This is a genomic window from Proteus genomosp. 4 str. ATCC 51469 (genome assembly GCF_003144375.1).
Taxonomy (GTDB): domain Bacteria; phylum Pseudomonadota; class Gammaproteobacteria; order Enterobacterales; family Enterobacteriaceae; genus Proteus.
This window is the reverse complement of record NZ_PENV01000022.1, coordinates 1-16,080: the sequence shown is the minus strand read 5'-3', so window position 1 is coordinate 16,080 and position 16,080 is coordinate 1. Positions and strand designations below refer to the sequence as shown.

The following is a 16,080-nucleotide window of genomic DNA, read 5'->3' as shown; positions in this document are numbered from 1 at the left end:
GAATCGGTTAATCCGATTCTTGTAAATTTGTCTGTTTGAAGCGAAGTAAGGTGCGTCTTTCCTTTTTATCAGGGCGACGTTCAGGATGAGGCATTGTTAACGCATTCATTTTTCTCGCAAGAGCAATTTTTTCTCTTTTCGCAATACTCTCTGGTGTTTCACAATAGAGTGTTTGTGCTTGTGTAGCACCTTGTCGCTGTGAACTCACCATTAGAATGGTTACTGTCCGTTCATCATTACCTTGTCGTAGACGTATTTCTGCGCCTTCTTCAACGATTTTACTTGGCTTGCCTCTCACACCATTGTAATGAACTTTGCCACCTTCAATCATTGTGCGAGCAATGGCACGCGTTTTATAAAAACGCGCAGCCCAAAGCCATTTATCTAAGCGGACACCACTTTCTGGTGATGGTTGACTCATCCCTTTCTCCTTAACTTCAACTTCTTTTATGAAGGCGATAGTGAAAACACATAGCCTTCCACAACAAGGGACTTACTGAGGAGGGCGATAAAAACAGTGCTCATAATAGAGACTGATTTTATTCATGCGTTGGTTGTTTTGTCGCCGACGCCGGATGATAAGAAAGAGGTTCAATACTAAGAACCCGATAGCAAGAAACAATAATAACGTATTACCGATGTAATATAACATTGTCATTGAATCAGGTAGGCTATGTAAAAATATCTGTAACGTACCATTAGCATCAACAACCATGCCTGTTATTACTCCACCCGTATCAAAAGGTGTATGCAATAAAATATCGGATAAACGTTGTAACTCCCGCCACTGTTCTAACGGCGTGGGTTCAAACACTGAGTTTGAGTTTGACGCGTAATCAACGAGCTGTTTTCTTTCATCACTGATTAATAGCACACCACCTGGTGGCGGACTATTTAACAGTATTGCGGCTTTATCTATTTCTCGGTAGATAAAAGAAGATGTGGTGGTGTCGATAAGCTTTTCCAAGGCCTCCGCACTTACTGCACGTAATAAAACATTGGTGCCTGTTAATTTACCACTCTCAGCACGTTGAACTAATGCACTCCAGTCATTAACGTTACTCAAGTTAACTAACGCCATTTTCAAGCGGATACATTCATTTTCTCGTGGACATAAATCCTGTGTTTTCAACACAATACCATCGAAATTATCTAAAAGATTCATCCCTGATTTAGTAATGGCTTGACCTAAACTTGGGTTAACTCGGTTATTAGAAACGGGATGAAGCTGCTCTTCAACCATATGTAATAAAGCAGCTGCTTTTTCGATTGTGCTCGACTCAGGCATCGGCATTGGATTGCTGTTATTCCAGTAAATGCCCGAACAATCAAAAGGTGCAAAAATGGTTTTATTATTCTTACTTGATAGATTAGGTGGCATATAACACATACCCACCCCTTTCGCCTGAATAATATCTCCAACATGCAAATCAGTTGTTTCCAATTCGGTAAAATTAGTGACTAAATGAGGTTCTGTATCTTTAAGCCATGAAAAACTGAGTTTCATTGAAAGAGAAAGTGGCTGATAAAGATACAACATGCCAATAATAAATAAGCTCCAAAAAACGAAAATGATATTTTTAATGTACCGTTTATAAGGATAATTTTTTTCTTCGTCATGTAATGAAAGATAACTTCCTTGCTTTATAACATGATGACTAGGATACATTTCTAAATAGGTGACTTTATCAATATCACCTTGAATATAAGGTTCCCAATGAGGTGGATAAATAAGATCAATCCCCCCTAAAGAAACATTTTTCACCTGCCCATGATCAAAATTGCCGAAAAGCCCCCAGCGTTTTAAACGTCCTTTAAAACAATGGACTTCTTGCTTACGAGGTTTAATCAAAGGATTGTGAATAAGGAAAATACCGATGGCAAGAAATGAGCTTCCTATCGCTAAGATCCAAGGAAGGAAAACCTGAGGCATCATTAGGGCCGTTAACCATAATGTAAGCCCTATACAAACAAAAGAACCATCCCAAAAGCCAGATGAGTTATGTAATCGGTATTCTTCGTTAGTCTCTTCTCTAATTTGCAGGAGGTGAGCAGCATCACCTTCATTCTTTTGGATCGTGGATGAACCATTTGCCAAGATAGGTTCAGAAAGTTGCTTTAAACTCAGCGCAGAAAAATGAATTTTTTCATCTTTTAAAAAGTGTCCATTAACACCAATTACGATGGGGATAGATGGCGTACACACAACATCGAGGACATTTTCTTGTTGAAGATAAGGAACGAGCAGCGGGGGAATATGAATTTCTACAGCATCAATATAGTAACGCCAATGATTTAACCCTTCTGATGAGCCAGCAAAACGGTTAACGATATTTCTTAATGTCGTAACGACTTCGCCTTTAATTGGCATTTCGGGGAAGTTTTGTAATGAATATCCAGAAGAAAAATCAGACGTACCAAAATAAGATAAATAATCACTAATAAGCCCATAGTCATCTGAAGTGAGCTTACGATACGTTGGTTTGGCAAGAGATGGGAGATGATGTGAGTCATCAAGCCGCCTTCTTTTAAAGAATAGAAAGGCGGCCATTATAAATAGGCTTATCATCAAGATAGCCAATATAATGACTGATAATCTCATTTTTTCCCCATGCTTATACTGATGCTGCGTAGTAACAATACCAAATTTAAAACCCTGCCTAACATAAGGCAATTCCTATTCTTTTGTTCTATTTTTTATTTAAATACAATAGATTATATTTTTGTCGGCGCGTTATAATTTATTTATCTTATCAATTTTATATCCACTAACAACGCTATCTTCAGGTAAAATAGCGGATCAATAAATAATAATATTCTCAAAAAATCAATAAATAACTAGGTTTAGTAGCGGAGTGTACTCAATTTTCACTTAAAAGCTAAATCTAATTGTTAGATTTATTTTGTCATTAATGTGTTAAATTCAGGTTAATCTCTATTCTGCCAGGGGCTGTTATGAAAGAACTTAAAAAACCCAATATATTAAACATTGATAACATCGCCCGTTCTCGATTATTTCAGATCCAATCCGTTAATCTGGAGTTCAGTAACGGGGAAAAACGCATTTATGAACGCATGAAACCAGCAAACCGTGAAGCAGTTATGATTGTTCCGATCATTGATGACAACCTTATCCTTATTCGTGAATACGCTGTCGGTATCGAAAATTATGACTTCGGTTTTCCTAAAGGCGCCATTGATCCTGGCGAAAATGCTTTACAAGCAGCAAACCGCGAACTCAAAGAAGAAATTGGTTATGGTGCCCACTCTTTAACAGAAATAGCAAAGCTTTCTATGGCTCCTTCTTATTTTTCCAGCAAAATGAATATCGTCATTGCCCATGATCTTTACCCTGAGCAACTGGAAGGCGATGAACCTGAACCACTAATTCAAGTACGTTGGCCTATCGCTAAAATGATGGACTTACTGGATCATCCCGATTTTACTGAAGCACGTAGTGTCAGTGCCCTCTTTCTCGCCCAGCGCTATTTACAGAGTAAATAAATAGATAATAAAAACCGGATTTTTACATCCGGTTTTTATCGATTAATTAGAATAATTCGTTAGATTCGCCATTATCCTCAAAAATCTGTGTTCCCACTTCGCTTTTTGCTCTTTCTGTGGGTTGTGTACCCTCAATAAAATACTCTTTCATTGAAGGACCATCACCGGCGAGTTTACCTGTTGTTCTATCTATTTGAACAGCAACAACACCTTTTGGTGCTGGCATCATATTCACAGGCACACCATCAAGTGCGACTTTCATAAAGTCATTCCAAATAGGTTGCGCTGTTTTAGCACCTGCTTCACCACCACTGGCCGCAGTACGCCCTAAGTTACGGCTACTGTCATCAAAGCCAATCCAAGCGGTAGCAACAATATTCGCACCATAACCAGAGAACCATGCATCTTTAGAACTGTTGGTTGTTCCTGTTTTACCACCAATATCTTGGCGTTTTAGATCACGAACGGCTCGCCAACCTGTACCAGACCATCCGGGCTCACCCACAAGGTTTGTTCTTAATGCATCATGCATTAAGTAAGCCAGTGGTGTGCTGATAACGTGTGGTGCGTAAGGGCTTTCTTTAACAGTCTCTGCTAACGGAGCTTGTTCTAATTCAATCTCAGGAGCTGCATCCACAGGCTGTGATTTATTAGATTGAGCAACGTTTTCCATATAGTCATCAGATAGAGCGATAGAACGCATGGTGTCGCCGTAAATAACCGGTATATCTGTACAGTCTGGACATGCTACTTTTGGCTCTGCAGTAAACAGCACTTCACCTTCTGCATTCTCAATACGTTGGATATAGTAAGGTTCAATTAAATATCCACCATTCGCCATTACAGCAAAACCGCGTACCATTTGCATTGGTGTAAATGATGGTGATCCTAATGCTAAGGATTCTGTTCTATCGATATTTTGATTAGGGAAACCAAAACGTAAGAGATAATCAGCAGCATAATCCACACCCATTGCGCGCATTGCACGTACCATCACCACATTTTTAGATTGACCTAATCCTTGACGTAAACGGATAGGACCTGCGTAAGTTGGTGGTGAATTTTTAGGTCGCCAATCTGTACCAGCACCCGCATCCCAACGACTAATAGGTAAGTCATTAAGTAAGGTAGATAAAGTTAAGCCTTTATCTAATGCGGCTGCATACAAGAAAGGTTTAATATTCGAACCTACTTGGCGTAATGATTGCGAAACACGATTAAATTTACTGATTTCAAAATCAAATCCCCCGACAAGGGCAATAATCGCGCCATTTAGAGGATTCAATGCAACAAATGCTGCATTAACACCTGGAAGCTGCGCTAATACCCAATTGTTATCATTATTTTGACGAACCCAGATTTGCTCACCAACATTAACTACTGCATCAACTTTTGTTGGTGTCGCGCCTTGAGCAGTATCTGAAATAAACTTACGAGCCCAACGAACTGCTTTTAAATCTAAGGTAATGTTATCGCCATTCTTTAAAACCACTTTCGCTTCTTTAGCATCTGCAGATAACACAACGGCTGGAATCAATGGCCCATAAGTTTGAATTTCTTTTAATTTCTTACTGATCGCATCATTATCCCAAGGCGTTTGCCCTTCACGCCAAAGAACTTCTTGAGCACCGCGGTAGCCATGGCGCATATCATAATCAATCACATTGTCGCGTAAGGCTTTTTCTGCTGCTAATTGATCTTTACGAATAACAGTAGTGTAAATTTTATAGCCATCAGTATAAGCATTTTCACCATAGCGCTCATACATCTCCATTCTCACCATTTCAGTGAGGTATGGGGCGGAAAAATCAATTTGAGGTGCATGATATTTCGCCACAATAGGCTCAGCTCTGGCACTTTCATATTGTGCACGAGTGATGTAATTCTCTTCATACATACGCAGTAACACAACATTACGGCGTTTTAAGGCGCGATCGTAAGAATAGAGAGGATTTAGTGTAGAAGGTGCTTTAGGCAAACCAGCAATGACTGCCATTTCATTAAGGCTAAGATCATGCACACTTTTACCAAAGTAAACATAAGCCGCAGCCCCCACACCATAAGCACGGTTACCCAGATAAATTTTATTTAAATACAGCGCTAAAATTTCATCTTTGGTTAACTCTTTTTCAATGCGAATAGCCAAAAACGCTTCTTTAATTTTTCGCATTAATTTCTTCTCAGGCGTTAAAAAGAAATTTCGTGCTAACTGTTGCGTAATGGTACTTGCACCTTGAGAAGCTTGTCCTGATGTTAATGCGACAACTACCGCACGCGAGATCCCAATGGGGTCGATACCGTGATGCTCACGAAAACGGGTATCTTCGGTTGCGATAAAAGCATTAATTAATTGAGGAGGCATTTCCTCTAGTGTTAGCGGTAAACGACGTTTTTCGCCGTATTGCGCGATTAATTCTCCGTCTGCACTTAAAACCTGCATAGGGGTTTGTAAACGAACATCTTTTAATGTCGCGACATCGGGTAACTGAGGCTCAACATACTTATACATACCGTATATCGAGGCGGCTCCCAAAATTATGCAAGCAAAAACGAAGATGAAAAAATATTTTAAGAACTTCACCTTAAATTTCCCATGTAGTGTGAATTGGGCGGTTTATAAACAAACAGTGCGTAGTATAAAGGTAACGCCTCTTTGAAAATAGGCAATTACTCATCAATAGATATGGATATCATTTATGGAAACACACAATTACCAGATTGGTATTGAAATTAACACTCATCATATCAATGCTGTTTTGGTATTTCAGCAGAATAAACAATGGAAGATCAGCGCATTTTGGCAATTCCCTTTACCTCTCAATGACGATGCAGATGATACAAAATTAAGAAATATCTTAATAAACTGGCGCAAGGATCTCCCTTTTATTAACAATATTACTCTCTCATTACCCGATATTTATGAAAGTTATCAGACTATCCCACTACCACCGCTTATTTCCCTTACATCGGCAGCATGTTATCGGTTAGCACAATTACGAGCCACATCTTACACACAAAATACAAAAAACCCTGTTAATTTTGACTATCGGCAAAATAACGGCAAACTCGCTATTCATTTGTGTCATAAGATCGTATTAGATAAGTACATAACCTTATTTTCCCAAATAAACTTAACACTCTCTGCGATAGATTTGCCCGCGTGTGCACTACGCTATTTAGCCACTTACCTTAATATCTCACCTAAAAACAAACTTATTTACTGTAAAAACAACTCGCTATTTTGGGTTTCATCTGATGATGAAATGCCCCATTACGGCACTCTTCCTTATCAAGACCAGCAAGAACAACAAACCGCTATTTATCAGTTAATAGAGAAATACAATTGGTCTAAAGAACAGTGCTATTTTGCTGGCGATAATGCGACACATTTTAGCCATTCAATGCCTCTTTGGCCTGACTTTTCCCATTATTTATTTCAACCAAACACAAGAGAAAATACACTTTCTTTGATCGCTCTTGGTTTAGCATTACGCCCTTGGGAAAAATCATGTATCAAGTAAATTATCTACCTTGGCGCCACAATTTATTTAGAAAAAAAATCGCAATATGGGCTTATCAAACATTAGCTTTTATCACTATCACACTGATAATTTGCGGTTATTACACCTATCACTTAGTGCAAAAGCGAGATACCACCTCAGCATTACACATTCAAATACAGCAACAAGAACAGGATTTGTTCGAACAATTCAACATTTATCAACAACAGAAAAAACAAACCAACTTATACTCTCAGCGCTATTCGCTTTATTATAAAAATTGGTTACGTTATTTACATTACATACGTTTTTTTCAGGCTATTGAAGCTTATCTCCCTGCTTCTGTATGGATAAATCATTATTCTGATACTGATAATCGCCACTCTTTGGATCTTATTTTACCCAAAGCACAATCGCTCTCTTTTATAACCCATTTTAAACACCATCCCATTCTTGCCACCCTATCATTGGATTATTTACAACAAAGCAAAATCTCCCCGTCCTATACTGAAGTGCATTTAACGGGAAAATGGGAAATCGACGAACCGTGGAATAAAAAAGATGTCGAGGAAGTACCATGAAGATAAATGTGCAATGGTTACAATTTGTAGTTTCTCTGGCAATGTGGCAAATAACATTACTGAGCTTAACAATCCCTTTTACTATTTTTCTACTTTACTACTTCTTTATTTATACTGGTTATCAGCAAGAAATAACTCAACAACAAGTGGAAACAACCCAAAGGCTCTCTCGTATTCATCATTATCAAAAGATGTTAGAGACGCCACCATCACTTGAATCACTTATTGCACAACAAGCTGATTATCATATTTCATTAAATAATCCATCCACCCCTGAGCAACTACAACACCTACTTATTACTTATCATTTCATCCCTGAAACTTGGGAAAACGCCCCTAATTCGTTATATAAGCTCACTTTTAATTTGTCTTATACTCGCTTATTAACTTTACTCGAACACCTTAATCAAACCGGATTATTACTTATCTCGCTCAATATTATTCCAATAAAAACAGAGTTACTTTCTGTTCAAATCACATTGATGGCACTAAAAGGACTCTCATTAGAACAAGGTGGCATATCATGAAAATATTGGTTTTCTTTATGATGCTATGCATGACAACTTGTGTTTTTGCTCACTTGAGAGATCCATTCTTCCCTGACGTTCCTGATGTCATTAATCATGAAAAGACACTACCAACACCCACTGAAGAACCATGGACAGACACACAGCAAGCTGAACAATTACACCATCGACTTTATCCGTTAAATTATGCTGATGCAGATACATTAGCGAAGCAACTTAGCACTTATGCAATCCCATTATTGAGTAAACAAGGCCGGGTCATCGCTGATAGTGACTCTAATAGTCTTTCAATTGTCGATAATGACAAAGCACTTTCTGAAATCGCAGATTGGCTAAAATTAAAAGATACTCCACAACAACAAGTTCATATCACGGCGCATATCGTCAGTAGCAGTCAAGAAGCATTAAATGAATTAGGTACTCAATGGGGCTTGCAAGCATTAAAAACTACAAATACTGAAGCAATATCAACAATACCTAGTACTACGCCGACATCTTCTAACTCTGCTTTATCAATACCTTCACTGTCTGCATTATCACTTCATCAAAATACCAAAAACCCACTTCACTATATTGCCTTTAATATCGCTAGGATTAATGGTCGTCTATTAGAACTTGAGTTAAGCGCATTAGAACAAGAAAAACAGCTATCAATTATTGCAAGTCCAAGACTAACAGCGGCTCATGAGAAAACGGCCTCAATAAAACAAGGAACGGAAATTCCCTATGTCAGCCGAGATAATGAAACCACTCGTGTTCAATTTAAGGAGGCTGTATTAGGGATGGAAGTCACCCCAATTATTCAGAGAAATAAAAAAATAAGGTTAATACTTAAAATCAGTCAAAACACACCTGGTATCGCCCTTGTTCAAGGTGGTAGTGAACACCTTTCTATCGACAAGCAAGAGATCAGTACAGAAGTCACGATTAATGATGGAGAAACCATTATGTTAGGAGGAATATTTCAACAAAAGCAGCAAGAGCATACAGCAAAAATCCCTTTATTATCATCTATCCCATTATTAGGAGTACTTTTTAGCCATAAACGAGATCAGCACAGTCGCCATGAATTGGTTATTTTTATTACACCCAAATTAATCTAACTTTTTATGTGATAAAATTTTTTTCATCAAAATACAAAGAGTTACCCATTTATTACTAGGATTAAACTGAGAGTTATTCATTGTTTTTTCTTATAATCAGTATTTATAGATTTGACGATGAGGACGATTTAGCTTACAAGGGTTAGCTAATTTGAGTGGACCTGAAACATCACAATGATAATACGGATACATTTTATGCACTTCCTCTATTCTTGGAGGTAGGGCTTTTTATATGTAATATTGATCGCTTGATGACGAAAAAGACAATATTATCAGATGCGGTTTTCCGACTAAATTGTGTTAGAATCTTCGCGTTGCCAACAAAGATGATTACTTTTTTTAGTAGTTTTTGTTATGTACTGTAGGCAAAGGGATTTTTATCCTATGTTGTTGTTTGCAACAGCATGTGGTTATTTTATAGCGATCTACTGAAAGAACTCAGTCTTATTATGAGAGTAGATAACAAATGTTATCAGGTGTGAATTAGATAAACACTCATAAATTTCAGTTTAGGTCCCGTCGCTGAATGAATTTGGCGGGGCGGGTTATCATTAACGAATATCTTAGTAATACCAAAAACATGGCAGAGAAACGTAATATCTTTCTGGTTGGGCCTATGGGTGCCGGCAAAAGCACTATTGGTCGTCAGTTAGCTCAACAACTTAGTATGGAGTTTTATGATTCCGATCAGGAAATTGAGCGGCGTACAGGTGCGGATGTAGGTTGGGTATTTGATGTAGAAGGCGAAGAAGGCTTCCGTCAACGAGAAGAGAAAATAATCAACGAACTCACTGAAAAGCAAGGTATTGTACTTGCTACAGGTGGCGGTTCGGTGAAATCGCGAGAAACCCGTAACAGACTATCTGCACGTGGTGTGGTTGTTTATTTAGAAACAAACATTGAAAAGCAACTCGCTCGAACCCAACGTGATAAAAAACGTCCTTTATTGCAAGGTGTTGAACCTGTGCGTGATGTCCTAGAGACATTAGCTGAAGAACGTAATCCTCTTTATGAAGAGATTGCTGACATCACAATTCATACTGATGATCAGAGTGCAAAAATTGTAGCCAATCAAATAATTGAATTATTAGAACAAAACTAATTCAACTATTTATAAGGTTAAGTAAAGACAATAAGAAGAAGGCCACTGTTATGGAAAAAATCACTGTCACATTAGGTGAAAGAAGCTATCCCATTACCATTGCTTCTGGCCTTTTTCATCAACCTGATACCTTTTTACCATTAAAATCAGGGCAGCAAGTTATGATAGTTACGAACGTAACGCTTGCTCCTCTCTATTTAGAAAAGGTAACAAACACCTTAAAAAAACAAGGTGTTTTGGTTGATAGCGTGATTTTACCTGATGGCGAACAATATAAATCGCTTGAAATCATGAACGATGTCTTTACTGCATTATTAGAAAAAAATCACAATCGAGATACGACACTTATCGCATTAGGCGGAGGTGTTATTGGTGATCTAACTGGTTTTGCGGCAGCAAGTTACCAACGTGGTGTTCGCTTTATCCAAGTTCCTACTACGTTGTTATCACAAGTTGATTCATCCGTTGGCGGAAAAACAGCAGTTAATCACCCTCTTGGCAAGAATATGATTGGTGCTTTTTACCAACCAGCTTCTGTCATCATTGATCTCGATTGCCTTGCCACATTACCACCTAGTGAACTTTCATCTGGTTTAGCTGAAGTTATAAAATATGGCATCATTTTAGATAAAGACTTCTTTATCTGGCTTGAAAATAATATTGATAAACTTTTGGCGCTTGAACCTAAAGCTATGGCTTTTTGCATCCGTCGTTGCTGTGAGCTAAAAGCTGAAGTTGTCGCCGCAGATGAAAAAGAAACCAATGGCTTACGTGCATTACTCAATCTAGGCCATACTTATGGGCACGCTATTGAAGCTCATATGGGATATGGTGTTTGGTTGCATGGCGAAGCGGTTGCAGCAGGTATGGTAATGGCGGCAAGAACCTCTCAAGCACTCGGTCAATTTACCGAAGAAGAAACACAACGTGTTATTCAATTACTTGAGAAAGCAAATCTCCCCGTCAATGGCCCTGTAGAAATGACACCTGATGACTATTTACCTCATATGATGAGAGATAAAAAGGTTTCTGGTGGCAAACTGCACCTCGTTTTACCAAAAGGCATCGGTCAATCTGAATTACGTGCGGATATTTCTCGCGAACAAGTCCACAAAGCGATAACATCTTGCATTAATGCAAATTAAGCTCCCCATTACCTGACTAGAAGTAAACCAGAATGCCTACTTAAGGATAATTCTGGTTAATATTGTCAAATGCAACGTTTCAGAAAAAGCGTTTCATCCTTATACTATGAGGTAATGGCTAAGGCTGAATAGAATATTTTTCGCTTTTTGACGCTCTGACGGAGGGCATAATGGACGAGTTCAAACCTGATAATGAAATTAAGGGTGATAATTCACTCAAACCTGATACATCGGATAGACCTGAACGTCGAACCAACCGACCTCGTAGCAACCCATTAAAAAATGCACGCTTCTCTGTATCCCGTCAACAGATGATGATTGGTGTAGGTGTCCTAGTGCTTATTCTGTTAATTATTGCAATCAGCTCTGCATTAAAATCACCAGAAACAACTGAACCTACGTCACCAACTGGAACAGAAAGAAATATCGATCTGTCTCAACAACCGTCATCCGTTACATCTACAGAAAATGGTCAGCCATCAACACCTCAAGCTATTTCTGGGCAAGAAATCCAATCTGTGACACCCCCTTCACAAAATTTACCACCTATGATTGATTCACAAGGGCAACGTGTTGAGATCCCTGGTGATATTGTTGATTCTTTAAATCAACAACAAGCAGGTATAAACCAAGTGACTGGTCAACAGCAGCAATTAAATTCACAACAACTAAAACCAGTACAGCCTGCGACACAGCCACCAGCAACCAAGCCAGTGCAACCAGTACAAAAACCTGCTGAAGTAAAAACACCGCCAACAAAGCCGGTAACACCTCCAGCAACAACACAATCTAAACCAGCCACTAAACCGGTTGTTTCAGGCTCATTATCTGCTAGCAATTTAAGTTCTATTCCAGCTTCAAATTATACATTGCAATTAAGTGGTGCAAGTCGCCAAGATACCTTAGAAGCTTTCGCTAAAAAGAACCTCAATGGAAACTACGCTATCTATAAAACTCAGCGTAATGGTAACCCTTGGTATGTACTCATCTATGGTAACTATCGTAATATAAGCGAAGCTAAACAGGCTGTTTCTTCATTACCTGCACCGGTACAAGCGAAACAACCTTGGGTTAGACCGATGAAACATGTTCATCAGGATCTAAAAAAATAATTAAGACGAGGTTCACCGCTGATATGCTGTCTGAAACAGAGTACAATCGGCGACTCTGAAACGATTGAGAAATTTGGACGGCATGAAAAAAAAGCGCGCATTCCTAAAATGGGCTGGTGGTAAGTATCCTTTGGTAGATGACATTAAACGTCATCTGCCTGAGGGTAACTGTTTAATTGAACCTTTTATGGGTGCTGGTTCTGTTTTTTTAAATACAGAATACGATTCATATATTCTTGCCGACATAAATAGTGATCTAATTCATCTCTATAATACGGTAAAGCGACATCCTGAAAAATTTATGAAGGATGCCCGCTTGTTATTTACCCCTCAAATGAATATCGCAGAGGAATTTTATCAACTACGACAAGAGTTTAATCGCTCAACTGATCCTTATCAGCGTAGTGTTCTATTTCTCTATCTTAACCGTCATTGCTACAATGGGTTATGTCGTTATAATTCCAAAGGTGAATATAACGTCCCTTTTGGCCGTTACAAAAAACCTTATTTTCCTGAAACAGAGTTAATTTGGTTTTCTGAAAAAGCGCAAAAAGCTGAATTTGTTTGCCAAAGCTATTCATCAACCATGACAAATGCAGAAAAAGGCGCCGTCATTTATTGTGATCCGCCTTATGCGCCATTATCACCAACTGCAAATTTCACGTCATACCATACAAATAGCTTTAGTTTTCAAGAGCAGGAACATCTGGCTCAACTTGCCTCAATGCTGGCTTACGAGAGACAGATACCCGTGTTAATATCAAATCATGAGACTGCGTTAACAAAAGAGTGGTATGTAGACGCAAAAGAGCTACACAGTGTGAAAGTCAGAAGAACAATCAGTAGCAACACACTTGGTCGTAGCAAAGTGAACGAATTACTTGCCTTATATAAATAATCGTTAACACCTCCCGACAATGGGAGTGTTGTCAGGAGAATGCGATGAAAGATTTTCTGATTGCCCCTTCTATTTTATCTGCTGATTTTGCACGCCTTGGTGAAGATACTGAAAAAGTACTTGCTGCGGGTGCTGACGTTGTCCACTTTGATGTCATGGATAACCATTATGTTCCAAATCTGACGTTTGGCGCACCGATATGTAAAGCCTTACGTAACTATGGAATTACTGCACCTATTGATGTTCATTTAATGGTAAAGCCCGTTGATCGCATCATCCCTGATTTTGCAGAAGCAGGCGCAACTTATATTTCATTTCATGCAGAAGCCAGTGACCACGTTGACCGTACCATTCAATTAATCAAAGATTGTGGTTGTAAAGCAGGCTTAGTGCTTAATCCAGCAACCCCATTAAACTATCTCGACTATGTTATGGATAAATTAGATCTTATCCTGCTGATGTCTGTTAACCCAGGTTTTGGTGGCCAATCATTTATTCCTAACACTCTCGATAAATTACGCCAAGTTCGTAAGATGATTGATGATGGTGGTTATGACATTCGTTTAGAAATTGATGGCGGTGTCAAAGTCGATAATATTGCTGAAATTGCCCAAGCGGGTGCAGATATGTTTGTTGCTGGCTCTGCTATTTTCAATCAGCCTGACTATAAACATGTTATCGACAATATGCGCCGTGAATTAAAAAAGGTATCGTAATGACAGATAAAAAACTCAAAGGTATCCGTGCTATCGCCTTTGATCTCGATGGCACACTCACCGACAGCGCAGTAGGGCTTACAGAAGCAACAGATTACGCATTAAAAGCAAAAGGCTTTCCTCCTGCTGGAAAACATAACGTCACTATCTGGGTGGGTAATGGCGTTGATATGCTACTTACTCGTGCTTTGCATAATGCTGGCGTTGAGGATGTCACTGAAACCTTATTAAAAGAGATGCGTGATCTTTTTGATGAACATTATGCAACTTCCGTCAAAACAGGCAGTGATTTATTCCCACACGTTAAAGAAACGCTTGAAGTATTAGCTTCACATAATATTCCATTAGGTATCGTCACCAATAAACCGTCACCATTTATCGCTCCACTATTACAGCAACTGGAAATTGATAAATATTTTTCCTTAGTGCTAGGAGGAGACGATGTTAAAGAAAAAAAACCGCATCCAGCACCATTATATTTAACAATGGGTACATTTGGTGTTAAAAAGGAAGAACTCCTTTTTGTTGGGGATTCTCGCAACGATATTATTGCAGCACAAGAGGCACAATGCCCTTGCGTAGGTTTAACCTATGGCTATAACTACGGCGTATCTATCGCAGATAGCAAACCTGATTATACTCTTGATAATTTTGCTGATTTGCTTTCAATCCTCGACATCACGCCAATGACAACTGTGGAATAGAACTAACATGACGACTTCAGTAGAAAAAAAGGCAAAAAAACCAATTGTATTCAGTGGTGCACAGCCTTCTGGTGAGTTAACTATCGGAAACTATATGGGTGCATTACGTCAATGGGTACAAATGCAAGATGATTATGACTGCATTTACTGTATCGTTGACCAGCACGCCATTACAGTTCGTCAAGATCCAAAAGAATTAAGAAAAAGAACGCTAGATACGCTGGCACTCTATCTTGCTTGTGGTATTGATCCAGAAAAAAGCACCATTTTTGTTCAGTCACATGTTCCACAACATGCTCAATTAAGCTGGGCACTCAATTGTTACACCTATTTTGGTGAATTGAGCCGTATGACTCAATTTAAAGATAAATCAGCCCGTCATGCTGAAAATATTAACGCCGGATTATTTGATTATCCTGTATTAATGGCAGCAGATATTCTTATTTATCAAACAAATCAAGTTCCTGTTGGTATTGACCAAAAACAACATCTTGAATTAAGTCGTGATATTGCTCAGCGTTTTAACGCTATTTATGGCGATATCTTCACTGTACCAGATCCTTTTATTCCAAAAGGTGGTGCACGTGTTATGGCATTACAAGATCCAACTAAAAAAATGTCTAAGTCTGATGATAACCGTAATAACGTTATCGCATTGCTTGAAGATCCAAAAGCGGCAGCTAAAAAAATCAAACGTGCAATGACTGACTCAGAAGAGCCACCTCGTGTTATTTACGATCTTGAAAATAAAGCGGGTGTATCTAACTTATTGGATATTTTAGCGGGTGTAACAGGTAAAACTATTCCTGAATTAGAAGCTGAATTTGAAGGCCAAATGTACGGTCATCTAAAAGGCGCTGTCGCAGATGCGGTCTCTGAAATGCTAACCAACATTCAAGAACGATTTAACACATTCCGTAATGATGATGCTCTACTTAATAAAATAATGAAAGAAGGTGCAGATAAAGCTAAAGCTCGCGCTCAAGCAACCTTAGACAAGGTTTATGACGCAATCGGGTTTATTGCTCATCCGTGATTTTCTTTTAATACATAAAAAAACACCTCTCCTATGAACTGCACCCCAAAAGTTGGACACCAACTTTGGGGTGTTTTTCTATGGCTAAATATTCTCTTGATTTTAAACTAAATGTGATTAATTTTTATCTCGAAGGCAATGGTTTTCTATCA

General features: G+C 38.6%; 15 protein-coding genes. 12 read left to right on the top strand and 3 right to left on the bottom strand.

Annotated elements, in window-relative coordinates; all coding sequences use genetic code 11:
* Window positions 1-7 precede the first annotated feature (7 nt).
* Window positions 8-421: a ribosome-associated heat shock protein Hsp15 gene (gene hslR / locus DK866_RS17530; protein ID WP_109409947.1), complete on the bottom strand. Its 414-nt coding sequence runs from the start codon at window positions 419-421 to the stop codon at window positions 8-10.
* 72 nt (window positions 422-493) lie between these two features.
* On the bottom strand, window positions 494-2,602 hold the full coding sequence (gene umoB, locus DK866_RS17525; protein ID WP_109409946.1) for a flagellar biogenesis regulator UmoB: 2,109 nt from the start codon (window positions 2,600-2,602) through the stop codon (window positions 494-496).
* Between the two features lie 353 nt (window positions 2,603-2,955).
* Between umoB and nudE the strand changes: the two genes are divergently transcribed.
* On the top strand, window positions 2,956-3,504 hold the full coding sequence (gene nudE / locus DK866_RS17520) for an ADP compounds hydrolase NudE (protein WP_109409945.1): 549 nt from the start codon (window positions 2,956-2,958) through the stop codon (window positions 3,502-3,504).
* A gap of 46 nt (window positions 3,505-3,550) precedes the next feature.
* Here nudE and mrcA read toward each other — a convergent pair whose 3' ends face one another.
* Entirely contained in the window at window positions 3,551-6,085 is a 2,535-nt protein-coding gene (gene mrcA, locus DK866_RS17515; protein WP_109409944.1) for a peptidoglycan glycosyltransferase/peptidoglycan DD-transpeptidase MrcA, read from the bottom strand.
* A 115-nt stretch (window positions 6,086-6,200) separates the two neighbouring features.
* On the opposite strand from mrcA, the gene DK866_RS17510 reads away from it, so the two are divergent.
* The 11 genes from DK866_RS17510 (at window position 6,201) to trpS (ending at window position 15,928) form a co-directional block, all read left to right on the top strand.
* Window positions 6,201-7,025: a hypothetical protein gene (locus DK866_RS17510; RefSeq protein ID WP_109409943.1), complete on the top strand. Its 825-nt coding sequence runs from the start codon at window positions 6,201-6,203 to the stop codon at window positions 7,023-7,025.
* Window positions 7,013-7,585 (top strand): fimbrial assembly protein, encoded by a 573-nt coding sequence (locus tag DK866_RS17505; RefSeq protein ID WP_109409942.1) that lies wholly within the window; start codon window positions 7,013-7,015, stop codon window positions 7,583-7,585. Before DK866_RS17510 ends, DK866_RS17505 begins: the two co-directional genes overlap by 13 nt.
* Window positions 7,582-8,112, top strand: a complete 531-nt coding sequence (locus DK866_RS17500) for a hypothetical protein (protein ID WP_109409941.1) — start codon at window positions 7,582-7,584, stop codon at window positions 8,110-8,112. Before DK866_RS17505 ends, DK866_RS17500 begins: the two co-directional genes overlap by 4 nt.
* Window positions 8,109-9,215, top strand: coding sequence for a type IV pilus secretin PilQ (pilQ, locus tag DK866_RS17495; RefSeq protein WP_109409940.1), 1,107 nt, complete (start codon window positions 8,109-8,111; stop codon window positions 9,213-9,215). Before DK866_RS17500 ends, pilQ begins: the two co-directional genes overlap by 4 nt.
* Before the next feature lie 580 nt (window positions 9,216-9,795).
* Window positions 9,796-10,317: a shikimate kinase AroK gene (aroK, locus tag DK866_RS17490; protein ID WP_036914409.1), complete on the top strand. Its 522-nt coding sequence runs from the start codon at window positions 9,796-9,798 to the stop codon at window positions 10,315-10,317.
* A gap of 50 nt (window positions 10,318-10,367) precedes the next feature.
* Window positions 10,368-11,462 (top strand): 3-dehydroquinate synthase, encoded by a 1,095-nt coding sequence (aroB, locus tag DK866_RS17485; RefSeq protein ID WP_109409939.1) that lies wholly within the window; start codon window positions 10,368-10,370, stop codon window positions 11,460-11,462.
* Between the two features lie 170 nt (window positions 11,463-11,632).
* Complete coding sequence (locus DK866_RS17480; protein ID WP_109409938.1) at window positions 11,633-12,574, top strand: SPOR domain-containing protein; 942 nt, start codon at window positions 11,633-11,635, stop codon at window positions 12,572-12,574.
* An 82-nt stretch (window positions 12,575-12,656) separates the two neighbouring features.
* Window positions 12,657-13,472 carry an adenine-specific DNA-methyltransferase gene (dam, locus tag DK866_RS17475; protein WP_109409937.1) on the top strand — a complete coding sequence of 272 codons (816 nt, stop codon included), beginning with the start codon at window positions 12,657-12,659 and terminating at the stop codon, window positions 13,470-13,472.
* 44 nt (window positions 13,473-13,516) lie between these two features.
* Window positions 13,517-14,188 carry a ribulose-phosphate 3-epimerase gene (rpe, locus tag DK866_RS17470; protein WP_006534381.1) on the top strand — a complete coding sequence of 224 codons (672 nt, stop codon included), beginning with the start codon at window positions 13,517-13,519 and terminating at the stop codon, window positions 14,186-14,188.
* Window positions 14,188-14,892: a phosphoglycolate phosphatase gene (locus DK866_RS17465; RefSeq protein ID WP_109409936.1), complete on the top strand. Its 705-nt coding sequence runs from the start codon at window positions 14,188-14,190 to the stop codon at window positions 14,890-14,892. The genes rpe and DK866_RS17465 overlap by 1 nt, the downstream gene beginning before the upstream one ends.
* A gap of 7 nt (window positions 14,893-14,899) precedes the next feature.
* Window positions 14,900-15,928, top strand: a complete 1,029-nt coding sequence (gene trpS / locus DK866_RS17460; RefSeq protein WP_109409935.1) for a tryptophan--tRNA ligase — start codon at window positions 14,900-14,902, stop codon at window positions 15,926-15,928.
* Window positions 15,929-16,080 lie beyond the last annotated feature (152 nt).

Coding starts and splice junctions, on each gene's coding strand:
- hslR (WP_109409947.1), bottom strand. CDS start 421: ATGAGTCAACCATCACCAGAAAGTGGTGTCCGCTTAGATAAATGGCTT.
- umoB (WP_109409946.1), bottom strand. CDS start 2,602: ATGAGATTATCAGTCATTATATTGGCTATCTTGATGATAAGCCTATTT.
- nudE (WP_109409945.1), top strand. CDS start 2,956: ATGAAAGAACTTAAAAAACCCAATATATTAAACATTGATAACATCGCC.
- DK866_RS17510 (WP_109409943.1), top strand. CDS start 6,201: ATGGAAACACACAATTACCAGATTGGTATTGAAATTAACACTCATCAT.
- DK866_RS17505 (WP_109409942.1), top strand. CDS start 7,013: ATGTATCAAGTAAATTATCTACCTTGGCGCCACAATTTATTTAGAAAA.
- DK866_RS17500 (WP_109409941.1), top strand. CDS start 7,582: ATGAAGATAAATGTGCAATGGTTACAATTTGTAGTTTCTCTGGCAATG.
- pilQ (WP_109409940.1), top strand. CDS start 8,109: ATGAAAATATTGGTTTTCTTTATGATGCTATGCATGACAACTTGTGTT.
- aroK (WP_036914409.1), top strand. CDS start 9,796: ATGGCAGAGAAACGTAATATCTTTCTGGTTGGGCCTATGGGTGCCGGC.
- aroB (WP_109409939.1), top strand. CDS start 10,368: ATGGAAAAAATCACTGTCACATTAGGTGAAAGAAGCTATCCCATTACC.
- DK866_RS17480 (WP_109409938.1), top strand. CDS start 11,633: ATGGACGAGTTCAAACCTGATAATGAAATTAAGGGTGATAATTCACTC.
- dam (WP_109409937.1), top strand. CDS start 12,657: ATGAAAAAAAAGCGCGCATTCCTAAAATGGGCTGGTGGTAAGTATCCT.
- rpe (WP_006534381.1), top strand. CDS start 13,517: ATGAAAGATTTTCTGATTGCCCCTTCTATTTTATCTGCTGATTTTGCA.
- DK866_RS17465 (WP_109409936.1), top strand. CDS start 14,188: ATGACAGATAAAAAACTCAAAGGTATCCGTGCTATCGCCTTTGATCTC.
- trpS (WP_109409935.1), top strand. CDS start 14,900: ATGACGACTTCAGTAGAAAAAAAGGCAAAAAAACCAATTGTATTCAGT.